The following is an 18,597-nucleotide window of genomic DNA, read 5'->3' on the forward strand; positions in this document are numbered from 1 at the left end:
CTCTCCTGCACGTTCTATTAACGACGTTGATTATCGTCATGCCGCGATGCGCGTTGCCGTGTAAAACTCCCATGCTTTAATACCGCCCCTGCTTCAACAGTGTGTTCAATCATTACCAAGGAGTTTCACATGCCCCATGAAGGCAGCCTGCTGCAGGTCGCAGTAGTGTTTCTACTCGCCGCCGTGCTGACTGTGCCGTTGGCCAAGCGGCTGAAGCTGGGCGCGGTGATCGGCTATCTGTTCGCCGGCGTGATCATTGGCCCTTCGGTATTGGGTCTGATCGGCGATACCGAGAGCGTCAGCCATATTTCCGAACTTGGCGTAGTACTGCTGCTGTTCATCATTGGCCTGGAGCTTTCGCCCAAGCGTTTATGGGTGATGCGCAAATCCGTGTTTGGCGTCGGCATGGCGCAGGTGCTACTCACCGGCCTGATGATCGGCGGGGTCGCCTTCGCTGCCTTCGGCCAGTCGCTGAACACTGCGGTCATTCTGGGCCTCGGCCTTGCCCTGTCGTCCACGGCCTTTGGCCTGCAGAGCCTGGCGGAGCGCAAACAACTGAACAGCCCGCACGGCAGGATGGCGTTCGCCATTCTGCTGTTTCAGGACATCGCGGCGATCCCGCTGATTGCGATGGTGCCATTCCTGGCCGGGGCCGATCACGCGATGGACACCGGCGAAAGCATCAACCACGGCCTGCGCGTGCTGGGCAGCATTGCCATTGTGGTGATTGGCGGACGCTATTTGCTGCGTCCGGTGTTTCGTATCGTCGCCAAGACCAAAATCCAGGAAGTCTCGACCGCCACGGCCTTGCTGGTGGTGATAGGCACGGCGTGGCTGATGGAACTGGTGGGAGTGTCCATGGCGCTGGGCGCGTTTCTCGCTGGCCTGTTGCTGGCCGACTCCGAGTACCGTCACGAACTGGAAGCACAGATTGAACCGTTCAAGGGATTGCTGCTGGGGCTGTTCTTTATCAGCGTCGGCATGGGCGCCAACGTCGGCCTGTTGCTCAGCTCGCCGCTGATCGTGCTGGGCCTGACGCTGCTGCTGATCGCAATCAAGCTGCCGATGCTGTTCCTGATCGGTCGCACCCTTGGCGAACTCAACAACCGCAGCGCGTTGCAGTTGGGCCTGGTACTGGCCGCAGGCGGCGAGTTTGCCTTCGTGGTGTTCAAGATCGGCAGCGCTCAGGGGCTGTTCGAGGCCGGGCTGTACGACATGCTGGTGCTGACCATCACCTTGTCGATGGCGATCACGCCGTTGCTGTTCATTGCCCTGGCGCGCTGGATCAAACCCAGAATCAAGCCCGTCGAGGTGCCGGACGAGTACCGCGATATCCAGACCGATAAACCACGGGTGGTCATTGCCGGCATGGGCCGTATGGGGCAGATCGTCGCGCGTATCCTGCGCGCGCAGAAGATTCCTTTCATCGCTTTGGACACCGCCGTAGAGTCCATCGAGTTCTCACGCAGTTTCGGCAATGTCCCGGTCTTCTATGGCGACCCGCTGCGCCCGGAAATATTGCGTGCCGCTAAGGTCGATGAGGCCGAATTCTTTGTCATCGCGACCGATGATCCGGACACCAACATCAAGACTGCCGAGCTGATTCGCAAACTGTATCCGCACATGAAGATCATTGCTCGCGCACGTAACCGCCAGCATGTTCATCGATTGATGGACCTGGGGGCTCACGCGGTTCGCGAAACGTTCTACTCAAGCCTGGAAATGAGTCGCCAGACCCTCATGGGCCTGGGCCTCAGCGAAACACAGGCCGACGCACGCATCAGTCGCTTCAAGCGTCACGACGAACAGGTGCTGGCCGCTCAGCATGAGGTGTATGACGACGACGCCAAGGTGCTGCAGACCGCCCGCGAAGCCAGGGCCGACCTCGCGCAACTGTTCGAGGCAGACCGTCTGGACGAAGAAGCCGCAAAAAGCTGACCTGCCCATACGCCGCAGGCCTGGTCTGCGGCGCGACTCAGGCGTAAGGGCTGTCCCAGTAGCGCGCGTACATGCCGAGCTTCTTCTTCACGCCGCGCGGCAAGCGCTTTTCCTGTCGGCTCAGCTTGTAGGCCAGCAGCTTCAGCGCATTGCGCACGAACGACACAGGCCACCAGAGGATTCGCCGGGGACCGAGGAATTTCAGCTCGGACTTGACGTAACGCATGCCCTCGCCGCCAATGCCGCCAAAGGTTTCGTAGATCCACGCCTCGCGGGCCTGGAACACGCCGATATCAAAGTAACGGCGAAACTCTTCGCGCAGGCTGTAATTATGGGAATGTCGGCATACAGCCGAGCCTTCGTAAGCCGCTTTCCAGCCATCGATAAGCATTTTTGCGGTGACGTACATGTCCTCCGAAAGGATCACATGCTGCGGAAAACCGCCGATGGCCCGCAACGCTTCGCCTCGATAGGCCGCAAACGAGTTGGACATGAATGGCGTCTTGATACCCAGCGTACCGGCGTCGGCGAGCGTCTTGATCTGCGAGGTCGGCGGGTAATTGAACAGCCGCGCATGCTGGGCCAGCAGGTTGGCGTCCTTGTGCGGCAACTGTCGCCCGCATACCGCACCGACCTTCGAGTCGGCGAACGGCAGCAGAATGTTGGCGATGGCATTGATGTCTTCAACGTACGCATCCTGGGTCATGAAGACATACACATCATAGTCAGGATGCAGATCGACCATCATCTGCCGGGTACCGCCGTGGTTGAAATCCTTGCTGTCGATGCGCAGCACATTGGCACATCGGGCTTGCGCCAGCTCCAGCGTGCCATCCGAGGAACTGGAGTCCACGATCAGCGTATCGAAGCTGGCAGTCTGCGCAGCCAGTGAATCCAGCAGACGTTCCAGATCCTTGCGTCCGTTGTAGGTCGGGATCACACAAGCCACTCTCAATGGCGCCATAACAATACTCCAGGGCGAAGTCCGGTTGCCCACTGTGTCAGCGTTGTTGAGCGTAGCTCATGCGTACCCGCCCCACCATTCGAATGCACTCAGCCCAGCACTTCACTCAACGGGATGAAGTTGACCCAGTCGCCTTCGGCAACGGTCGAGCCTTCGCGCACTTCAATCAGACCATCGGCCCACGCAGCGCTGCGCAGGACTCCCGAACTCTGATTGCGATACGCCACCGCCCGGCCCTGCTCCAGACGGCCGCGCAGGTACTCGCGACGATTGCCAGGACGCGTCCAGACAAACCCGGCCGGCACCGGAAACTGCAAGGGAGCGACGTCGATCACGCCCTGGCGACGCAGCAGGTAAGCCCTGGCCAGCAAGGCGAAGGTAACCAGCGTAGAGGCTGGATTGCCAGGCAGACCGATCACCGGCACACCCCGAAAATGCCCGAAGGTCAGCGGCTTGCCAGGCTTGATGGCCAGCTTCCAGAGCGTCAGCTCGCCCTCCTCACGCAATGCGTGGCCGAGGAAATCAGCTTCGCCCACGGACACTCCGCCCGTGGAGAGAATCAGATCGACACCCTGCAGATTCGCCAGCGCAGCACGCGTCTTTTCCAGATCGTCCGGCAGGATGCCGGCATCCACGACCTCGCATTGAAGCCGCTTCAGCCAGCTGCACAGCAACACCCGGTTGCTGTTATAGATCTGCCCCGGCCCCAACGGCTGACCGGGCTCAATCAACTCATCGCCCGTAGACAGCACCGCGACCCGCACGCGGCGAATGACCTCCAGCTCGGCGAGGCCCAGCGAGGCCGCCAGACCCAGTTCGATCGGACCCAGCCGCGTGCCGGCGGCCAGCACAGTATCGCCGACCCGGGTTTCCTGGCCTTGCGGACGAATATTCTGCCCGGCGCCCAGCGGTTCGTTGAACCGCACACGCTGATCCGTCAGCACCTCAGCGTTTTCCTGCATCTCGACGCAGTCAGCGCCTTCGGGCATCGGCGCGCCAGTGAAGATACGCGCGCAGGTGCCAGGGGCCAGAGGCTCGGGGGCCTGACCAGCGAAGATACGCTGACTGACCGTCAACGGCTCGCCGTGCCAGTCCGCCGCGCGCAAGGCATAACCGTCCATGGCGCTGTTCGGCCAGGGCGGCAGATCCAGCGTGGAGACCAGATCCACTGCCAGTACGCGGCCTTCGGCATCGGCCAGCGAGACGCATTGGCGCTCGGTGATCGGCGTGGCTTCGGCCATTTTCAACAGACGCGCAATGGCGTCTTCAACAGGCAGCAGTGTTTTCGGCTCGTTGCTCATGAGCACTCAACCACGAGTCGCACAGGGCTCGGCCTGCTTGAGGTGAGGCACAAAGTTGCAGGGACGGAAACGCGAGTCCAGCTGCTGGGCAAGAATGCCGTCCCATGCCGTGCGCACCGCATTGGTGGACCCTGGCAGGCAGCAGACCAGCGTGCCATTGGACAGGCCGGCCAGCGCGCGGGACTGAATGGTGGACGTGCCGATATCCGGCACCGAGATCTGCCGGAACAGCTCGCCAAAACCATCGACTTGCTTGTCCAGCAGGCAGGCTACGGCTTCAGGTGTGCTGTCGCGGCCGGTAAAGCCGGTGCCACCGGTGATCAGCACGACCTGCACCTGATCGTCGGCAATCCAGGTCGCTACCTGAGCGCGGATCTTGTACAGGTCATCCTTGAGCAGCACGCGCTCGATCAGACCATGGCCTGCGTCGGTCAGGCGGTCGACAAACATCTGCCCCGAGGTATCGGTTTCACGTGTGCGGGTATCGCTGACGGTCAGTACGGCGATATTAAGGGGTACGAAAGGTGTGTCAGCCTTGGCTTTCATGGCCTCATCCAGTTGTTAAGAAAACAGGCGGGTGTTATATCACAGCCCTCCTTTTGACTGCCCGAAGAGTGTTCGATGAATGTTCCTGCCCCACTGCCGCCCTGCTCGATTCTGCTGCTGGCCGGAGGCCGGGGACAGCGCATGGGCGGGCGCGACAAGGGCCTGATCGAATGGCAGGGCACCCCGCTTATCGAACATCTGCATCGTCTGACCCGGCCGCTGACTGACGATCTGATCATTTCCTGCAATCGCAATATCGATCGCTATGCGCGTTACGCCGATAGACTGGTGCAGGACGACGATACCGATTTCAACGGCCCTCTGGCCGGGATTCGCGCCGCACTGCCCCTGGCGCGGCATCGATGGTTGCTGATCCTGCCCTGCGACGCACCTTTGGTCGATGAAGCGTTGCTGCACGCATTGCGTGAAAAAGCCTCTGAATACCCGGAGCGACCGATATTGGTGCGTGAAGGTCAGCACTGGCAGCCGCTTTTAGGTATGATCCCTGTCGCTCACACCGCAACGCTGGAAGCCGCATGGCAGGCCGGCGAACGCAGTCCGAGACGGGCTCTGGAACCGCTGCAGCCAGTCGCTCTGCAACTGGAAGCCGGTGATCCACGCCTGGCCAACCTGAACACCCCCTGTCTGTTGACCGGGATCAGTGAAAACCGCAACAAGTGACTGGTCATTGAAGTTGCTGCGGGTGTATACGGAACTTGCTGACGGTGTATCCGTCTGAGAGTTCAGCAAATCAAGAATCCATCTGGAGACACAGTAATGAAACAACGGACCCTCCCCGCTGCCTTCCTGCTTGCACTGAGCATTGCCTCCCTCGCCGGCTGCGCATCGCCCACTGTGATCACCTTGAACGATGGTCGTGAAATTCAGGCTGTCGACACGCCGAAGTACGATGAAGAATCCGGCTTCTACGAGTTCAAGCAACTCGACGGCAAGCAGACCCGCATCAACAAGGATCAGGTACGTACCGTCAAGGATCTGTGATCCGGATGTCGCGTTACTGATTTGAAAAAACCCGCCGAGTGCGGGTTTTTTTTGCCTGTCATTTCACTGTCCCTGTACTACCAGTCGAGCTGCAACAGGCTCTCGAAGTGGCGCGGCTCGCCATTGATGGGATCGATGAAGCGCAAGCTGCTGGCCAGCAGCTTCAAGGGATGCCGATAGTCGTCCACCGGGTCTTTCACCACGTCCGGGTAAAACGGGTCGTTGCAGATGGCAGCACCCAGCGCAGCCATGTGCACGCGCAACTGATGCTTTTTGCCGGTCACCGGATAAAGCCCGTAACGCCACAATTTATCCTGCCGTTCGAGCACCTCGATCTGCGTACGGGTGTTGCTCGCGCCGACGCCTTCCTGCATGCGAAAGAACGGTTCACCCTCGACCAGACGACTCTCGTGCAGACGCGGAAATATCAGTCCCGGCAGCGCTGGTGCAATGGCCTGGTAAAACTTGTCGATGCGCCGGGTGGGAAACAATGCCTGATAAGCCGAGCGCGTCTGCCGGTTGGCGGAAAACAGCACCAGCCCTGCGGTGTGCCGGTCGATGCGGTGCAGCGGCACCAGATCAGGGTTGTCCAGGCGATGGATCAAGCGCCGCAGCAAGGTTTGCTCGACATACTCGCCTGCGGGTGTCACCGGGAGGAAGTGCGGCTTGTCAGCCACCACCAGATGCTCGTCGGCGTAGAGGATCGTTTCAACCACAGGGATCGGCGTTTCGTTGGCAACCTCACGAAAGTAGTGAACCCGCAGCCCTTCCCGATACGCCAGATCAGGCGCGATGGCCTTGCCGTTTTCGTCCAGCACCCGGCCGCGGGCAAACCGATCCAGCCATTGTTCGCGGCTGATGGCCGGAAATTTCGCGCACAGGCAATCGAGCACCGTGGCCCACGAGCCCGGTGGCAGATACAACGTACTGGCTTGCTGCTGTGCGGCGCTGAAGACGGACTCGGACATGCGGGAACTCGGACTCGTGTAAGCCTGAAGCGGCTGGCGGTGGATTATCACTGATTAGTGCGATCACCGCACAACATCGCTGCGTGGTAATCGACTCCTGCCTGCGGCACTATTAACCATCTGGTACATTCCGTTTAACACCTGTCGCCAATCGGGCAGTGACACAAAAACAAGAGACGTATTTATGACTCATGCTGAAAAACCCTCCATCCTCGCCGGCCTCATCGGCTCGGGCATCCAGGCCTCGCGAACGCCCGCCATGCATGAGCATGAAGGCGATGCGCAAGGCATGCGCTACCTGTATCGGCTGATCGACATCGATGCCCTGCAAGTGGACATACACGCCCTGCCCCGGCTTCTGGAAGGCGCCCAACAGTGCGGCTTCACTGGCCTGAATATCACCTTCCCCTGCAAGCAGGCGGTCATCCCGTTACTGGATGAGCTGTCCGATGAAGCGCGCGGTATCGGCGCGGTGAATACGGTGGTGTTCAAGGACGGCAAGCGCATCGGTCACAATACCGACTGCCTGGGATTCGCCGAAGGTTTCCAGCGCGGCCTGGACAAGGCACCACGTCAACAGGTGGTGCAGATGGGTGCAGGCGGCGCGGGCGCTGCCGTGGCTCATGCGCTGCTGGGCGCGGGCGTCGAGCGCCTCAGCGTGTTCGAAGTCGAGCCGCAACGCGCCCAAGGGCTGGTGGACAACCTCAACCAGCACTTCGGTGCCGGGCGCGCTCAGGTGGGCATCGACCTGCCTGCGGCGATGGCCGAAGCCGACGGACTGGTCAATACCACGCCGGTCGGCATGACCAAACTGCCAGGCACGCCGTTGCCGGTCGGGTTGCTGCGGCCCGAGCTGTGGGTGGCGGAAATCATTTACTTTCCGCTGGAAACCGAGCTGCTCAAGCATGCCCGCGCATTGGGCTGCCGAACGCTGGATGGCAGTACCATGGCGGTGTTTCAGGCAGTCAAGGCCTTTGAACTGTTCAGTGGCCAGTCCGCCGATGCAGAGCGGATGATGGCGCACTTCCACACGTTGTAAACATCAGCGTTTGAGATAACGCAACACAGCGTCGCAGATCATTGCCTTGTGACGCTGTTTGACCTCCTCGCTCCACAACTCGATCTGAAAGATCTCGCTGAAGGTATGGCGATTGGAGACCCGGTAGAAGCAGAACGAGCTGATCATCAGGTGCAGGTCCACCGGATGAACACCGTCACGAAACAGGCCGCTGGCTTCGCCACGACGCAGGATGCCGTCGAGCGCCCTGATGATGTTCTGGCTCTTGGCCTGAATCGATTCGGACTGTTTGACGTTCTCGCCGTTATGGATGTTTTCGATGCACACGATACGGACGAAATCGACATTGCTGTCGTGGTGATCGAAGGTGAACTCGACCACACGATGAATCGCTTCCACCGGCTCGAGTTCGGACAGATTGAGCTGGCTCTCGGTGTTGCGAATCGCGCCGTAGAGTTTTTCCAGCACTTCGACGTACAGTTGCTCTTTGCTGCCGAAGTAGTAATAGATCATCCGTTTCGAGGTTTTGGTGCGTTCCGCAATAGCATCGACGCGCGCCCCCGACAGGCCATGGGCGACAAACTCGGCAACGGCGGCCTGCAGTATGTCTTCGCGGGTCTTTTCCGGATTGTTCTTGCGCCCTTTCGACGCAACGGCAACGGAGTCGTCAGTTGTTTTCATTGTTGGCTCATGACCACGAGTGATGCGCGGAGTATGAAGCCGACCGGCAACCGAGGGAAGCTGCGAGGGCATCGAACCCTCGCAGCAGCCCTGCAATCGGATTCGCCTTACAGACGCGCCTGACGTGCTGCCACATTGCGCGCCTTGGCCATCGCAGCCAGACGCACCGGGACGTTGGCAGCGCCGTACCCTACGTAGCCGTTCTTGCGCTGCAGGATTTCGAAAAAGAAGCGCCCGTCGAACGCATCGGTGTAGACGTGGAACAACTCGCCACCCTGCGCATCGCGGTCATAGAGCACGTTGTAGTACGCCAGTTCGCTGAGAAATTCCTCGTCGAAATCGAAACGCGCCGCCAGGTCATCATAGTAATTGAGCGGGATGTCCAGCAGCGGCACGCCCGCTTCCTTGGCACGGCTCACTTCGGCGAAGATGTCTTCACATGAGAACGCGATGTGGTGCACGCCCGAGCCACGATAGCTCGACAGCGCATGGGAAATGGCCGTATTGCGATTCTCGGAAATATTCAGCGGCAGGCGCACGGTGCTGCAACGGCTGCGCAGTGCACGGCTCTTGACCAGACCGTAGGGGTCGGGCAAAACCACTTCGTCGTCAGCCTCGAAGTCCAGAATGCTTTTGTAGAACAGCACCCAGCTGTCCAGGCTGTCGGCCGGCAGCGCCATGGCCATGTGGTCGATACGCTGCAACCCGCCCTTGGCGACTGCTTGCGGATCGACGACAAAATCGCTGTCGTAAATCGATTCTCCCGGTGCGGCGTTATCCACCAGATAAATCAGGCTGCCGTCGGGCGCACGGACCGAAGGAATCTCCCGTTCGTTGGGGCCGACCAGGCCACGATAGGGCTGGCCCTTGAAGGCACGCGCACGCTCCAGCGACTGATGACCGTCGTCGACACGCAAGGCGGTCGCGCACAACGAAGGGCCGTGCGCCTCGAAGAAGCTGTGGGCGAAGGAATAGGGTTCGGCATTGAGCACAATCCTGATATCGCCCTGCCCCAGCAGACTGACCGCCTTGGAGCGATGCTGACCCAGCTTGGCAAAGCCCAGCCGTTGCAGCCAGCCCGACAGGCGAGCGCCATGGCTCTCGTCAACGGCAAACTCGAGAAACTCGACGCCATTGTAGGTACTGGCAGCGGGTGGATTGAAGAGGATTTCGGGAGCGGCGGCCGGCTCGTCACGCGCCATCAGCTGGCGGGTTTTCTCTTCCAGATAGAGCAGCGAACGCAGACCGTCCGCGGCATTGGCGCGTGTCGGCGCTGCACGGAAGCCATCGTTGAACACTTCCAGCGACAACGGCCCGGTGTAGCCACTGCGCAGGATCGGCGCGAGGAAGCCGGCCAGATCGAATTCACCCTGGCCCGGGAAGCAGCGGAAATGACGGCTCCACTCCAGTACATCCATCGCCAGAAGCGGCGCGTCGGCCATCTGCACGAAGAAGATCTTGTCGCCCGGGATCTGCGCGATGGCGCTCGGATCGCCCTTCAGCGACAGGGTATGGAAACTGTCGAGCAGCACGCCAAGCGCCGGGTGGTCAACCTGACGCACCAGGTTCCAGACCTGTTGCCAGGTGTTCACGTGCTTGCCCCAGGCCAGCGCTTCATAACCGACGCGCAGGTTACGGGCGCCGGCGCGCTCGGCGAGCAGGCCCAGATCATCGAGCAGAATGTTTTCGTCGCCCACCGAATCGGCAGACGCATTGCTGCAGACCAGCACCAGATCGGTGCCCAGTTCCTGCATCAGATCGAATTTGCGTTCGGCACGGTCGATATTGCGCTGCAGACGGTCACGGCGGCAGCCTTCGAAATCGCGGAACGGCTGGAACAGGGTGATGGCGATGCCCAGGTCGGCACACATCTGCCTGATATTGCGTGGGCTGCCGTCGTAGTACAACAAGTCGTTTTCGAAAATCTCGACGCCGTCAAAGCCGGCTGCGGCGATGGCTTCGAGCTTTTCGGGCAGAGTACCGCTCAAGGATACGGTAGCAATTGAACGCTGCATGCTTTTCAGCTCCTGGATGAACGCGACCTGCTTGGGTCGCGACTGGACAGCACCGCATTCCTGGCCTTTCCCGGCCTTATTCAGAGGTGCGAGTAAAGTATTTGCCTGTGAAAATACTACAGCAACATAAAGTGTACGAACCGGTTAGTTTTACGTTCGATTATCGAACAAAAGCCGTTTTACTCAATTGACGCTGTATCTCGCAATGCTCAACATCAGTATCACATTGCAGGATAGACCCGCAGTCCAACATTTTTGATCGTCGCTTCATCAGCAGCAACCCATAACAATTCAAAAAACAGGAACATTGCTCATGTGCACCCTTCTCGCTTTGCTCGCCCGCTCGCCCATCCGTCTTACCAGACGTCCTGTTCGACGAACCCGCCCGGCCAAAAGCCCGGCCTGGGTACACGTCGCCTGAAACATTCCAACACACTTACGCGGCCCAACCTGTAAATTGTCGGCCCGACGGATCGTTTCGAGGACAGCCTGAGTCTACAGGCCAGTCGAATCACGGTTCTACGACTTCACTTTACCTGCACAACGCCTGCATCGAGTGGACTTCTCAGTCCGACTGTTGCCAGCAGCACAGTCCTGGAACGGATGGTTAGAACATCATGCTTAACACCCAGACCAACCCTGTCGCCCAGGCCGCCCGTGCCGGGATGGGCGAAAAGATCCGCGGCGCACTCGCCGTGGGCAAGACTCGCTGGGGCATGCTCGCCCTGGTGTTCTTCGCCACTACGCTGAACTACATCGACCGGGCCGCGCTCGGCGTCATGCAGCCCATCCTCGCCAAGGAAATGAGCTGGACGGCGATGGACTACGCCAACATCAACTTCTGGTTTCAGGTCGGCTACGCGGTCGGCTTCGTGCTGCAGGGTCGCTTCATCGACAAGGTCGGCGTCAAGCGCGCGTTCTTCCTCGCGGTGCTGCTGTGGAGCCTGGCGACCGGCGCACACGGCCTTGCCACTTCCGCCGTCGGCTTCATGGTCTGCCGCTTCATTCTGGGCCTGACCGAAGCCGCCAACTACCCGGCCTGTGTGAAGACCACGCGGCTGTGGTTCCCTGCCGGTGAGCGTGCGGTGGTCACCGGTATCTTCAACGCCGGCACTAACGTCGGCGCCATGCTGACCCCTGCCCTGTTGCCGGTGATCCTGACTGTCTGGGGCTGGCAGGCCGCCTTCGTGGCAATGGGTTCGCTGGGGCTGCTCTGGGTCATCACCTGGCGCTTGAAATACTACAACCCTGAAGATCACCCGACCGTCAGCAAGACCGAACTGGATTACATCAACCAGGAAGTAGAACCGGCGCCGGTCAAGGTGCCGTTCACCGGCATTCTGAAGATGCGTGGCACATGGGCGTTCGCGCTGGCGTATGCGATTACTGCTCCGGTTTTCTGGTTCTACCTGTACTGGCTGCCGCCGTTCCTCAATCAGCAATACAACCTGGGGATCAGCGTGACGCAGATGGGCATCCCGCTGATTCTGATCTGGCTGACGGCTGACTTCGGCAGTGTGGGTGGCGGCATTCTGTCGTCCTGGCTGATTGGTCGTGGCATGCGTGCGACGACTGCGCGCCTGTTGTCGATGCTGATCTTTGCCATCACGATCTGCAGCGTAGTGTTCGCTGCCAATGCCAGCGGGCTGTGGGTGGCGGTACTGGCCATCTCGCTTGCCGTGGGTGCGCATCAGGCCTGGACCGCGAATATCTGGAGCCTGGTGATGGACTACACGCCCAAGCACATGATGAGTACCGTGTTCGGCTTCGGCGGCATGTGTGCGGCCATTGGTGGTATGTTCATGACCCAGATTGTCGGTGCCGTGTTGACCGCCACCAACAACAATTACAACGTGCTGTTCACCATGATCCCGGCGATGTACTTCATCGCGTTGATCTGGCTGTACTTCATGGCACCTCGCAAGGTTCCGACGCTCAGCGAGTGATCGTCTGACACCATCAAAAAGGTCCGGCTCACTCAGTGACCGGGCCTTTTTACTATTGTGCCCACGCTTTGCGCAGAGTGACGAAAAGTGCTCTCCCGGACGCCGCTCGTTCCTCACGCTCCGCGTGGGAATGCAGTTCTTGACGCTCCGCGTCACAAAGCGGTTCTGTGGTTTCAGGTGGATTGGGTTCGACTCAGGTCACCTTTGTTATCACAGACGCCGCTCGTTCCTCACGCTCCGCGTGGGAATGCAGTTCGTGACGCTCCGCGTCACACGGCGATTCTGTGGTTTCAGGTGGATTGGGGTTCGCCTCAGGTCACCTTTTCGCCCCTCGGCGACCTACTTTCATGGGCCCAAAGTAGGCAAATCCCCTCGCGCCTGTTTCCGGCCCGACTTCGTCGGGTTCCTTCGCCCTGTCACTAAGGTCGCACTCTGCGTCGTCAGTGCCACCGCGATAAAAAAGCGCTTTATCTATGTAAAGTGATTGCGCGCAAGACACTACGTTGTGCTGCGGTACAGATGTGACGCAGAGCGTCACGAACTGCATGCCAACGCAGAACATTGGCACGATAGTCAGTTAGATTTGTGTATTCGTGCGAGGGAACAGCTCATCACCCACCCTTGCGCCGCTGTTGCCAAGCCGCCGCCAGGCCGCTGAGGCAGATGATGGCGATGCCTGCCTGTGCGGTCGGTGATGGCATGTGGTCGAACACCACGAAACCCAGCAGCCCGGCAAACACGATCTGGCAATAGCTGAACGGTGCGAGCATGGCCGGGGCGGCGAAGCGGAAGGCCTGGGTCAGCAGCAAATGCGCCGACATCCCGCACGCGCCGAGCGCCAGCAGAAACGGCAAGTGCTTGAGCGCCGGCACTTCCCAGAAGAACGGCACCAGCGCGCTCATCAACAGGGTATTGAACAGCCCGGCAAAAAAGTTGCTGGTGGTCGGGCTGTCGAACGGGCTGACCAGCCGCGTCAGGAGTTGATACAGCGCAAAGCACAAGGCTGACGACAGGGGCAACAGAATCGCCGGGGTAAACAGCTCGCCCCCCGGATGAATGATGATCATCACCCCGACAAACCCGACGACCACTGCTATCCACTGCCCACGCGTGACACGCTCATGCAACAGCGGCACCGATAACGCGGTAACGAGCAACGGCGCAAGAAAGTTGACCGCCGTCGCCTCTGCCTGCGGGATGAACATCAGGCTGCTGGTAAACAGCAGACTGGTGCCCAGCAAGGCCAGGGCGCGCAAGACCTGCAGGCCAGGACGCTTGGTGCGCAACACCCGCAACCCCGCTGACGGCATGAAGATGCAGGCCATCAACAGCGTATGCACCAGATAGCGTGCCCAGACCACCAGAATGATCGGATAGAAGCCGGACAGGTATTTGGACAGCGTGTCATGACTGGCAAACAGAAAGGTCGCCAGAAGAATGAAGCCAATACCTTTGAGAGGTTGATTGACGCCGGACAACGGCGTGCTGGCAGTGCTCATTGCGCTTCCTTGTTCAAGTTTCAGCAGCCTGACAGCGTGGCCGAAAGCGCCAGCGCCCGCTGCTCATATCGACAGACCCGTGAGCATCGCACACCCGTTTGCAGCGCTTCGCAGAAAATGTTCGAACCGGTTCATTAACGTTCGATAATCGCCCAGAACAGCTGTTTCACAATTGCACAGCGCTTTCCGGCATTTCACTATCGCAGCCAGCTACACGACTCAATAACTACAAAAAAGGTCTGCTCCATGCGCGTGAATTTCCCCTGCAAAATCCTTTGCGGCCTGTCAGCGGCCGTCGCTGCAAGCCTGACGCCCATCAGCGGCAACAGCGCCGGATTCGTCGAAGACGCCAAGGTCAATCTGAACCTACGCAACTTCTACATCAACCGCAACTTCGTCGACCCGGCCAACGCACAGAACTACGCCGAGGAGTGGACGCAGAACTTCATCCTCGACGCACGCTCCGGCTTCACCCAGGGCACCGTCGGCTTCGGTGTCGACGCGCTGGGCCTCTACTCGCTCAAGCTCGACGGCGGCAAGGGTACCGGCGGCACGCAATTGCTGCCCATCCATAGCGATGGGCGCCCGGCCGACGACTTCGGGCGACTGGCCGTGGCCGGCAAGGCGCGCTTCTCGAAGACCGAATTGAAGGTCGGCGAGTGGATGCCGGTGCTGCCGATCCTGCGCTCGGATGACGGCCGCTCGCTGCCACAAACCTTTCAGGGCGGGCAGATCACCTCCAAGGAGATCGACGGCCTGACCCTCTACGGTGGTCAGTTCCGTGGCAACAGCCCGCGCAACGACGCGAGCATGGAAGACATGTCCCTGAATGGCCGTACCGCGTTCACTTCCGACCGCTTCAACTTTGGCGGCGGCGAGTACGTGTTCAACGAAAAGCGCACCCAGGTCGGCGTGTGGTACGCCGAGCTTGAAGACATCTACCACCAGCAATATTTCAACCTGCTGCACAGTCAGCCGTTGGGCAGCTGGACGCTGGGGGCCAACCTTGGCTACTTCCAGGGCAAGGACGACGGTCAGTCGCTGGCCGGCGAGCTGGACAACAAGACCTGGTCAGCGCTGCTTTCGGCGCGGCACGGTGGCAACACCTTTTATGTGGGCCTGCAGAAAGTCAGCGGCGACAGCGCCTGGATGCGCGTCAACGGTACCAGTGGCGGGACGTTGGCCAACGACAGTTACAACTCCAGCTTCGACAACGCCAGGGAGAAATCCTGGCAGTTGCGCCACGACTATGACTTCGCAGCCTTGGGCGTGCCCGGCCTGACCCTCATGAACCGCTACATCAGCGGCGACAACGTGCATACCGGCGCCATCACCGACGGCGAAGAGTGGGCACGGGAAACCGAGCTGGCCTACGTGTTCCAGAGCGGCGCGTTCAAAAGCCTGTCAGTCAAATGGCGCAACTCCACCATGCGCCGCGACTACAACACCAACCAGTTTGACGAAAACCGCCTGATCGTCAGCTACCCGTTGTCGCTGCTCTGATCCAGACAGAACGCCGCCGTGGCCGATGGCGCGGCGGCGTTCTCGATCACCACCCTCAATTGTCCTGCAACGACTCCACGCCCATTTCATCCCACACCGCTTCAGCGAGGTGGAACGTTGCATTGGCCGCCGGAATGCCGCAGTAGATAGCGCTCTGCATCAGCACTTCCTTGATCTCTTCACGGGTCACGCCGTTGTTTTTTGCGGCCTTCAGGTGCAGGCGCAATTCGCCTTCTCGATTCATGCCGATCAGCATCGCAATGGTGATCAGGCTGCGCGTGTGGCGCGGCAACCCCGGACGGGTCCAGATATCACCCCAGGCGTGACGGGTAATCATCTCCTGGAATTCTTCATTGAACGGCGTCAGTTTGCTCAGGCTGTTATCGACATGCGCATCGCCCAGCACAGCGCGGCGTACGTGCATGCCGGCTTGGTAACGTTCGTCTTCGGTCATCGGGAAATCCTTGTGTGTTCAGCCACGGCGCGCTCGACCCAATGGCGAGCCTGGCCAAGGTAATGGGCCGGATCGAGCAGTCGATCCAGCTCGTCGGAAGAAAACTGCTCGCTGATCTGCGGGGTTTCGCCGAGCACCTGACGCAAATGGTCGCCCTGCTCCACCGCACGCCGGCAGCACTGTTCAACCAGATGGTGGGCAGCATCGCGGCCGATACGCTGAGCCAGGGCAATGCTCACTGCCTCGGCGAGAACCAAGCCTTTGGTGGATTGCAGATTGATCGCCATACGCTCGGCATCGACCTGCAGGCCGGGTATCACCTGCAACGCCTGCTGCAGCGAACCGGAAACCAGGCAGCACAGCTCCGGCAAGGTCTCCCACTCGGCATGCCACAGGCCCAGACTGCGCTCGTGCTCCTGCGGCATGGCGGCCAGCATCGTGGCGACCAGCCCCGGTGCGCGGGTGGCGGTGCTGATCATGACCGCAGCACCGACCGGGTTGCGTTTGTGCGGCATGGTCGAAGATCCGCCCTTGCCCGGTGCCGAAGGCTCGAAGACCTCGCCCACTTCGGTCTGCATCAGCAGGCTCACGTCGCGCCCCAGTTTGCCGAGGCTGCCGGCGATCAGGCCCAGCAGACCGGCAAACTCTACCAGTCGGTCACGCTGGGTGTGCCAGGGCTGCTCGGGCAACGCCAGTTGCAATTCACCGGCCAGCGTTTCGGCCACCGAAAACGCCTGATCGCCCAGCGCCGCGAGGCTGCCGGAAGCACCGCCGAACTGCAGGCACAGCAGGCGTGGTTTGATCTCGTTCAAGCGCTGTCGATGACGAGTGACCGCGCCCAGCCAGCCGGCGATTTTCATCCCCAGGGTGACCGGCGTGGCCTGTTGCAGCCAGGTGCGTCCAGCCAGCGGCGTGCCAGCATGACGCTGTGCCTGCTCAGCCATCGCATCGGCCAGTCGAGCAAGATCATGCTCAAGCAGTACGATGGCTCGACGCAGTTGCAGGATCAGACCGCTGTCCATCACATCCTGACTGGTCGCGCCCATGTGCACGTAGCGCTCGGCTTCAGCACTGCGTGCGGCAATCTGTTTGCCCAGCGCCTTGACCAGCGGAATCGCCGAATTGCCGGCGCTGCCGATGGCGATTGCCAGCGCGTCGAAATCGAACAGCCGTGCGTCGCAGCTCAGCTCGATGTCAGCGACCACCTCGGGCGGGATCAGGCCTACTCGTGCCTGTGCCCGAGCCAGGGCAGCCTCGAAATCGAGCATGCCCTGCACCCGGCCTTCATCCGAAAAGATCTCGCGCATTTCGGGTTGCATGAAGTAGGCATCGAAAAGTTGATTGCTCGCTCTGTTCACATCACCACTCCAGATTGAAAGGTTTCAGGTAGCGTCCGAATGACTGACCCAGCCCTTGATCAGCACCGCTATCGCGGCAAGCGCCGCCGGAACCACCAGCGCGGTCAGCACCTGCTCGAACGTCCAGCCCAGGCCCAGCAGCGTGGCACCGGCCCAGGCGCCGAGAATCGCGCCGAAGCGGCCGATCCCGAGCATCCACGACACGCCCGTGGCACGCCCCTGGGTGGGATAGAAACGCGCTGCCAGTGACGGCATTGCCGACTGTGCGCCGTTGATGCACATACCGGCCAGCAGCACCAATGTCGCCAACAGTGCGACGTTACCCAGACTCTGCCCGACCAGCCAGGCAAATACCCCGGCCAGCGCGTAGGCACAACCAATGACCTTGTGCGGGTTGTAACGATCCATCGCCCAGCCCACGCCTACAGCGCTCAACACCCCGCCGAACTGAAACAGCGCGCCGATGAAGGCCGACTGTTCCATGCTCGCGCCGCTGTCGCGCATCAGCGTCGGCAGCCAGCTGGTCAGCAGGTAAACGATGACCAAGCCCATGAAATATGTCAGCCACAGCAACAGGGTGCCTGCGCTGTACGTGCCGGAAAAAATCACTTTCAGCACATTGCGGCTGCTCACCGTTTTCTGCTCGGGAACGCTGAAGTCAGTGATGCCAGCCAGCGCCTTCGGCGCAATCGGTGCCAGCACTTTGCGAATCCGCTCTGCACCGCGATTGCGTACCACCAGAAACCGCGCCGACTCCGGCAGCCAGACCATCAGCACCGCCGCCAGCAGGATGGGCAGGATACCGCCCAGCATCAGCAGGCTGTGCCAGCCCATGCTGGGGATCAGCTTGGCTGAGACAAAACCGCCGCAGGCCATGCCCAGATTGAAACCGCAGAACATGCTCGTCACCAACAACGACTTGAGCCGCTCCGGGGTGTATTCCGACAGCAACGTGGTGGCATTGGGCATCGCTGCGCCAAGCCCCAGCCCGGTCAACAGGCGCAGCACCAGCAATTGATCGATGTTGCTGCTATAGGCTGAGGCCAGGCTGAAAAGACCGAACAGCAGCACCGCGACCACCAGCACCACCTTGCGCCCGAAACGGTCGGCCAGCGGGCCGGAACCCAGCGCGCCGAACACCATGCCGATCAGCGCGGCACTCATCACCGGCCCCAGACTGGCCCGATCGATTCCCCAATCCTGGCTGAGCGCGGGTGCAATGAAGCCCATTGCGGCAGTATCGAGGCCGTCGAGAAACACGATCAGAAAACACAGCGCAACCACTCGCCACTGATAGCCGGACAGCGGTTGCGCATTGATGAAAGCCTGAACGTCTAGCGTACTCGACGCAGGGCTGCTGGCGGAAAGCGTCATGAAGGTGTCCTTTTATTTTTATAGGGTCGC

16 protein-coding genes are annotated in these 18,597 nt (G+C 60.5%); 6 read left to right on the forward strand and 10 right to left on the reverse strand.

The window, feature by feature from the left end:
- The first annotated feature begins 129 nt into the window (after positions 1–129).
- Positions 130–1,938 (forward strand): monovalent cation:proton antiporter-2 (CPA2) family protein, encoded by a 1,809-nt coding sequence (locus BLR16_RS16715; protein ID WP_054081860.1) that lies wholly within the window; start codon positions 130–132, stop codon positions 1,936–1,938.
- Between the two features lie 37 nt (positions 1,939–1,975).
- Here the strand turns inward: BLR16_RS16715 and BLR16_RS16720 are convergent, their stop codons facing one another.
- The 3 genes from BLR16_RS16720 to moaB all read right to left on the reverse strand — a co-directional run bounded on the left by BLR16_RS16720 (position 1,976) and on the right by moaB (position 4,749).
- Complete coding sequence (locus BLR16_RS16720; RefSeq protein ID WP_003366963.1) at positions 1,976–2,902, reverse strand: glycosyltransferase family 2 protein; 927 nt, start codon at positions 2,900–2,902, stop codon at positions 1,976–1,978.
- 89 nt (positions 2,903–2,991) lie between these two features.
- Complete coding sequence (gene glp, locus BLR16_RS16725) at positions 2,992–4,203, reverse strand: molybdopterin molybdotransferase MoeA (RefSeq protein WP_003433014.1); 1,212 nt, start codon at positions 4,201–4,203, stop codon at positions 2,992–2,994.
- A gap of 6 nt (positions 4,204–4,209) precedes the next feature.
- Positions 4,210–4,749 carry a molybdenum cofactor biosynthesis protein B gene (gene moaB / locus BLR16_RS16730; protein WP_002553131.1) on the reverse strand — a complete coding sequence of 180 codons (540 nt, stop codon included), beginning with the start codon at positions 4,747–4,749 and terminating at the stop codon, positions 4,210–4,212.
- Positions 4,750–4,824: 75 nt separating this feature from the next.
- Here moaB and mobA point away from each other — a divergent pair, with 75 nt between their 5' ends.
- Together mobA and BLR16_RS16740 are read left to right on the forward strand one after the other, a co-directional pair.
- Entirely contained in the window at positions 4,825–5,430 is a 606-nt protein-coding gene (mobA, locus tag BLR16_RS16735) for a molybdenum cofactor guanylyltransferase MobA (protein WP_074808496.1), read from the forward strand.
- Between the two features lie 96 nt (positions 5,431–5,526).
- Positions 5,527–5,751 carry a YgdI/YgdR family lipoprotein gene (locus BLR16_RS16740; RefSeq protein ID WP_002553129.1) on the forward strand — a complete coding sequence of 75 codons (225 nt, stop codon included), beginning with the start codon at positions 5,527–5,529 and terminating at the stop codon, positions 5,749–5,751.
- A 77-nt stretch (positions 5,752–5,828) separates the two neighbouring features.
- On the opposite strand, the gene BLR16_RS16745 is transcribed toward BLR16_RS16740, so the two are convergent.
- Positions 5,829–6,719, reverse strand: a complete 891-nt coding sequence (locus BLR16_RS16745) for a pseudouridine synthase (RefSeq protein WP_074808499.1) — start codon at positions 6,717–6,719, stop codon at positions 5,829–5,831.
- A gap of 184 nt (positions 6,720–6,903) precedes the next feature.
- Between BLR16_RS16745 and BLR16_RS16750 the strand changes: the two genes are divergently transcribed.
- Positions 6,904–7,758, forward strand: coding sequence for a shikimate dehydrogenase (locus BLR16_RS16750; RefSeq protein ID WP_003433016.1), 855 nt, complete (start codon positions 6,904–6,906; stop codon positions 7,756–7,758).
- Between the two features lie 3 nt (positions 7,759–7,761).
- Here BLR16_RS16750 and BLR16_RS16755 read toward each other — a convergent pair whose 3' ends face one another.
- Positions 7,762–8,418, reverse strand: a complete 657-nt coding sequence (locus tag BLR16_RS16755; RefSeq protein ID WP_003433017.1) for a TetR/AcrR family transcriptional regulator — start codon at positions 8,416–8,418, stop codon at positions 7,762–7,764.
- A 107-nt stretch (positions 8,419–8,525) separates the two neighbouring features.
- Positions 8,526–10,433, reverse strand: a complete 1,908-nt coding sequence (gene quiC / locus BLR16_RS16760; protein ID WP_003433018.1) for a 3-dehydroshikimate dehydratase QuiC — start codon at positions 10,431–10,433, stop codon at positions 8,526–8,528.
- A gap of 617 nt (positions 10,434–11,050) precedes the next feature.
- Between quiC and BLR16_RS16765 the strand changes: the two genes are divergently transcribed.
- Entirely contained in the window at positions 11,051–12,379 is a 1,329-nt protein-coding gene (locus BLR16_RS16765) for an MFS transporter (RefSeq protein WP_092194428.1), read from the forward strand.
- A 611-nt stretch (positions 12,380–12,990) separates the two neighbouring features.
- On the opposite strand, the gene BLR16_RS16775 is transcribed toward BLR16_RS16765, so the two are convergent.
- A complete protein-coding gene (locus tag BLR16_RS16775) occupies positions 12,991–13,878 on the reverse strand; it encodes a DMT family transporter (RefSeq protein WP_054081863.1) in 888 nt (295 codons plus the stop codon).
- A gap of 246 nt (positions 13,879–14,124) precedes the next feature.
- Here BLR16_RS16775 and BLR16_RS16780 point away from each other — a divergent pair, with 246 nt between their 5' ends.
- On the forward strand, positions 14,125–15,381 hold the full coding sequence (locus tag BLR16_RS16780) for an OprD family porin (RefSeq protein ID WP_074808504.1): 1,257 nt from the start codon (positions 14,125–14,127) through the stop codon (positions 15,379–15,381).
- Positions 15,382–15,436: 55 nt separating this feature from the next.
- Here BLR16_RS16780 and pcaC read toward each other — a convergent pair whose 3' ends face one another.
- The 3 genes from pcaC to BLR16_RS16795 are packed head-to-tail and all read right to left on the reverse strand — an operon-like array spanning position 15,437 to position 18,567.
- Positions 15,437–15,835: a 4-carboxymuconolactone decarboxylase gene (gene pcaC, locus BLR16_RS16785; RefSeq protein ID WP_003366946.1), complete on the reverse strand. Its 399-nt coding sequence runs from the start codon at positions 15,833–15,835 to the stop codon at positions 15,437–15,439.
- Positions 15,832–17,193 carry a 3-carboxy-cis,cis-muconate cycloisomerase gene (locus BLR16_RS16790; protein WP_058416996.1) on the reverse strand — a complete coding sequence of 454 codons (1,362 nt, stop codon included), beginning with the start codon at positions 17,191–17,193 and terminating at the stop codon, positions 15,832–15,834. Before BLR16_RS16790 ends, pcaC begins: the two co-directional genes overlap by 4 nt.
- A 24-nt stretch (positions 17,194–17,217) precedes the next feature.
- Positions 17,218–18,567: a 4-hydroxybenzoate transporter PcaK gene (locus BLR16_RS16795; protein WP_044308284.1), complete on the reverse strand. Its 1,350-nt coding sequence runs from the start codon at positions 18,565–18,567 to the stop codon at positions 17,218–17,220.
- Positions 18,568–18,597 lie beyond the last annotated feature (30 nt).

The organism is Pseudomonas sp. BS3767, from assembly GCF_900099665.1.
GTDB lineage: Bacteria > Pseudomonadota > Gammaproteobacteria > Pseudomonadales > Pseudomonadaceae > Aquipseudomonas > Aquipseudomonas cerasi.

What these genes read in the sequence shown, in the direction of transcription:
- BLR16_RS16740 (WP_002553129.1), top strand. Translation starts at nt 5,527, where the DNA reads ATGAAACAACGGACCCTCCCCGCTGCCTTCCTGCTTGCACTGAGCATT.
- BLR16_RS16720 (WP_003366963.1), bottom strand. Translation starts at nt 2,902, where the DNA reads ATGGCGCCATTGAGAGTGGCTTGTGTGATCCCGACCTACAACGGACGC.
- BLR16_RS16715 (WP_054081860.1), top strand. Translation starts at nt 130, where the DNA reads ATGCCCCATGAAGGCAGCCTGCTGCAGGTCGCAGTAGTGTTTCTACTC.
- moaB (WP_002553131.1), bottom strand. Translation starts at nt 4,749, where the DNA reads ATGAAAGCCAAGGCTGACACACCTTTCGTACCCCTTAATATCGCCGTA.
- BLR16_RS16745 (WP_074808499.1), bottom strand. Translation starts at nt 6,719, where the DNA reads ATGTCCGAGTCCGTCTTCAGCGCCGCACAGCAGCAAGCCAGTACGTTG.
- glp (WP_003433014.1), bottom strand. Translation starts at nt 4,203, where the DNA reads ATGAGCAACGAGCCGAAAACACTGCTGCCTGTTGAAGACGCCATTGCG.
- mobA (WP_074808496.1), top strand. Translation starts at nt 4,825, where the DNA reads ATGAATGTTCCTGCCCCACTGCCGCCCTGCTCGATTCTGCTGCTGGCC.
- pcaC (WP_003366946.1), bottom strand. Translation starts at nt 15,835, where the DNA reads ATGACCGAAGACGAACGTTACCAAGCCGGCATGCACGTACGCCGCGCT.
- BLR16_RS16775 (WP_054081863.1), bottom strand. Translation starts at nt 13,878, where the DNA reads ATGAGCACTGCCAGCACGCCGTTGTCCGGCGTCAATCAACCTCTCAAA.
- BLR16_RS16780 (WP_074808504.1), top strand. Translation starts at nt 14,125, where the DNA reads ATGCGCGTGAATTTCCCCTGCAAAATCCTTTGCGGCCTGTCAGCGGCC.
- BLR16_RS16750 (WP_003433016.1), top strand. Translation starts at nt 6,904, where the DNA reads ATGACTCATGCTGAAAAACCCTCCATCCTCGCCGGCCTCATCGGCTCG.
- BLR16_RS16755 (WP_003433017.1), bottom strand. Translation starts at nt 8,418, where the DNA reads ATGAAAACAACTGACGACTCCGTTGCCGTTGCGTCGAAAGGGCGCAAG.
- BLR16_RS16765 (WP_092194428.1), top strand. Translation starts at nt 11,051, where the DNA reads ATGCTTAACACCCAGACCAACCCTGTCGCCCAGGCCGCCCGTGCCGGG.
- quiC (WP_003433018.1), bottom strand. Translation starts at nt 10,433, where the DNA reads ATGCAGCGTTCAATTGCTACCGTATCCTTGAGCGGTACTCTGCCCGAA.
- BLR16_RS16795 (WP_044308284.1), bottom strand. Translation starts at nt 18,567, where the DNA reads ATGACGCTTTCCGCCAGCAGCCCTGCGTCGAGTACGCTAGACGTTCAG.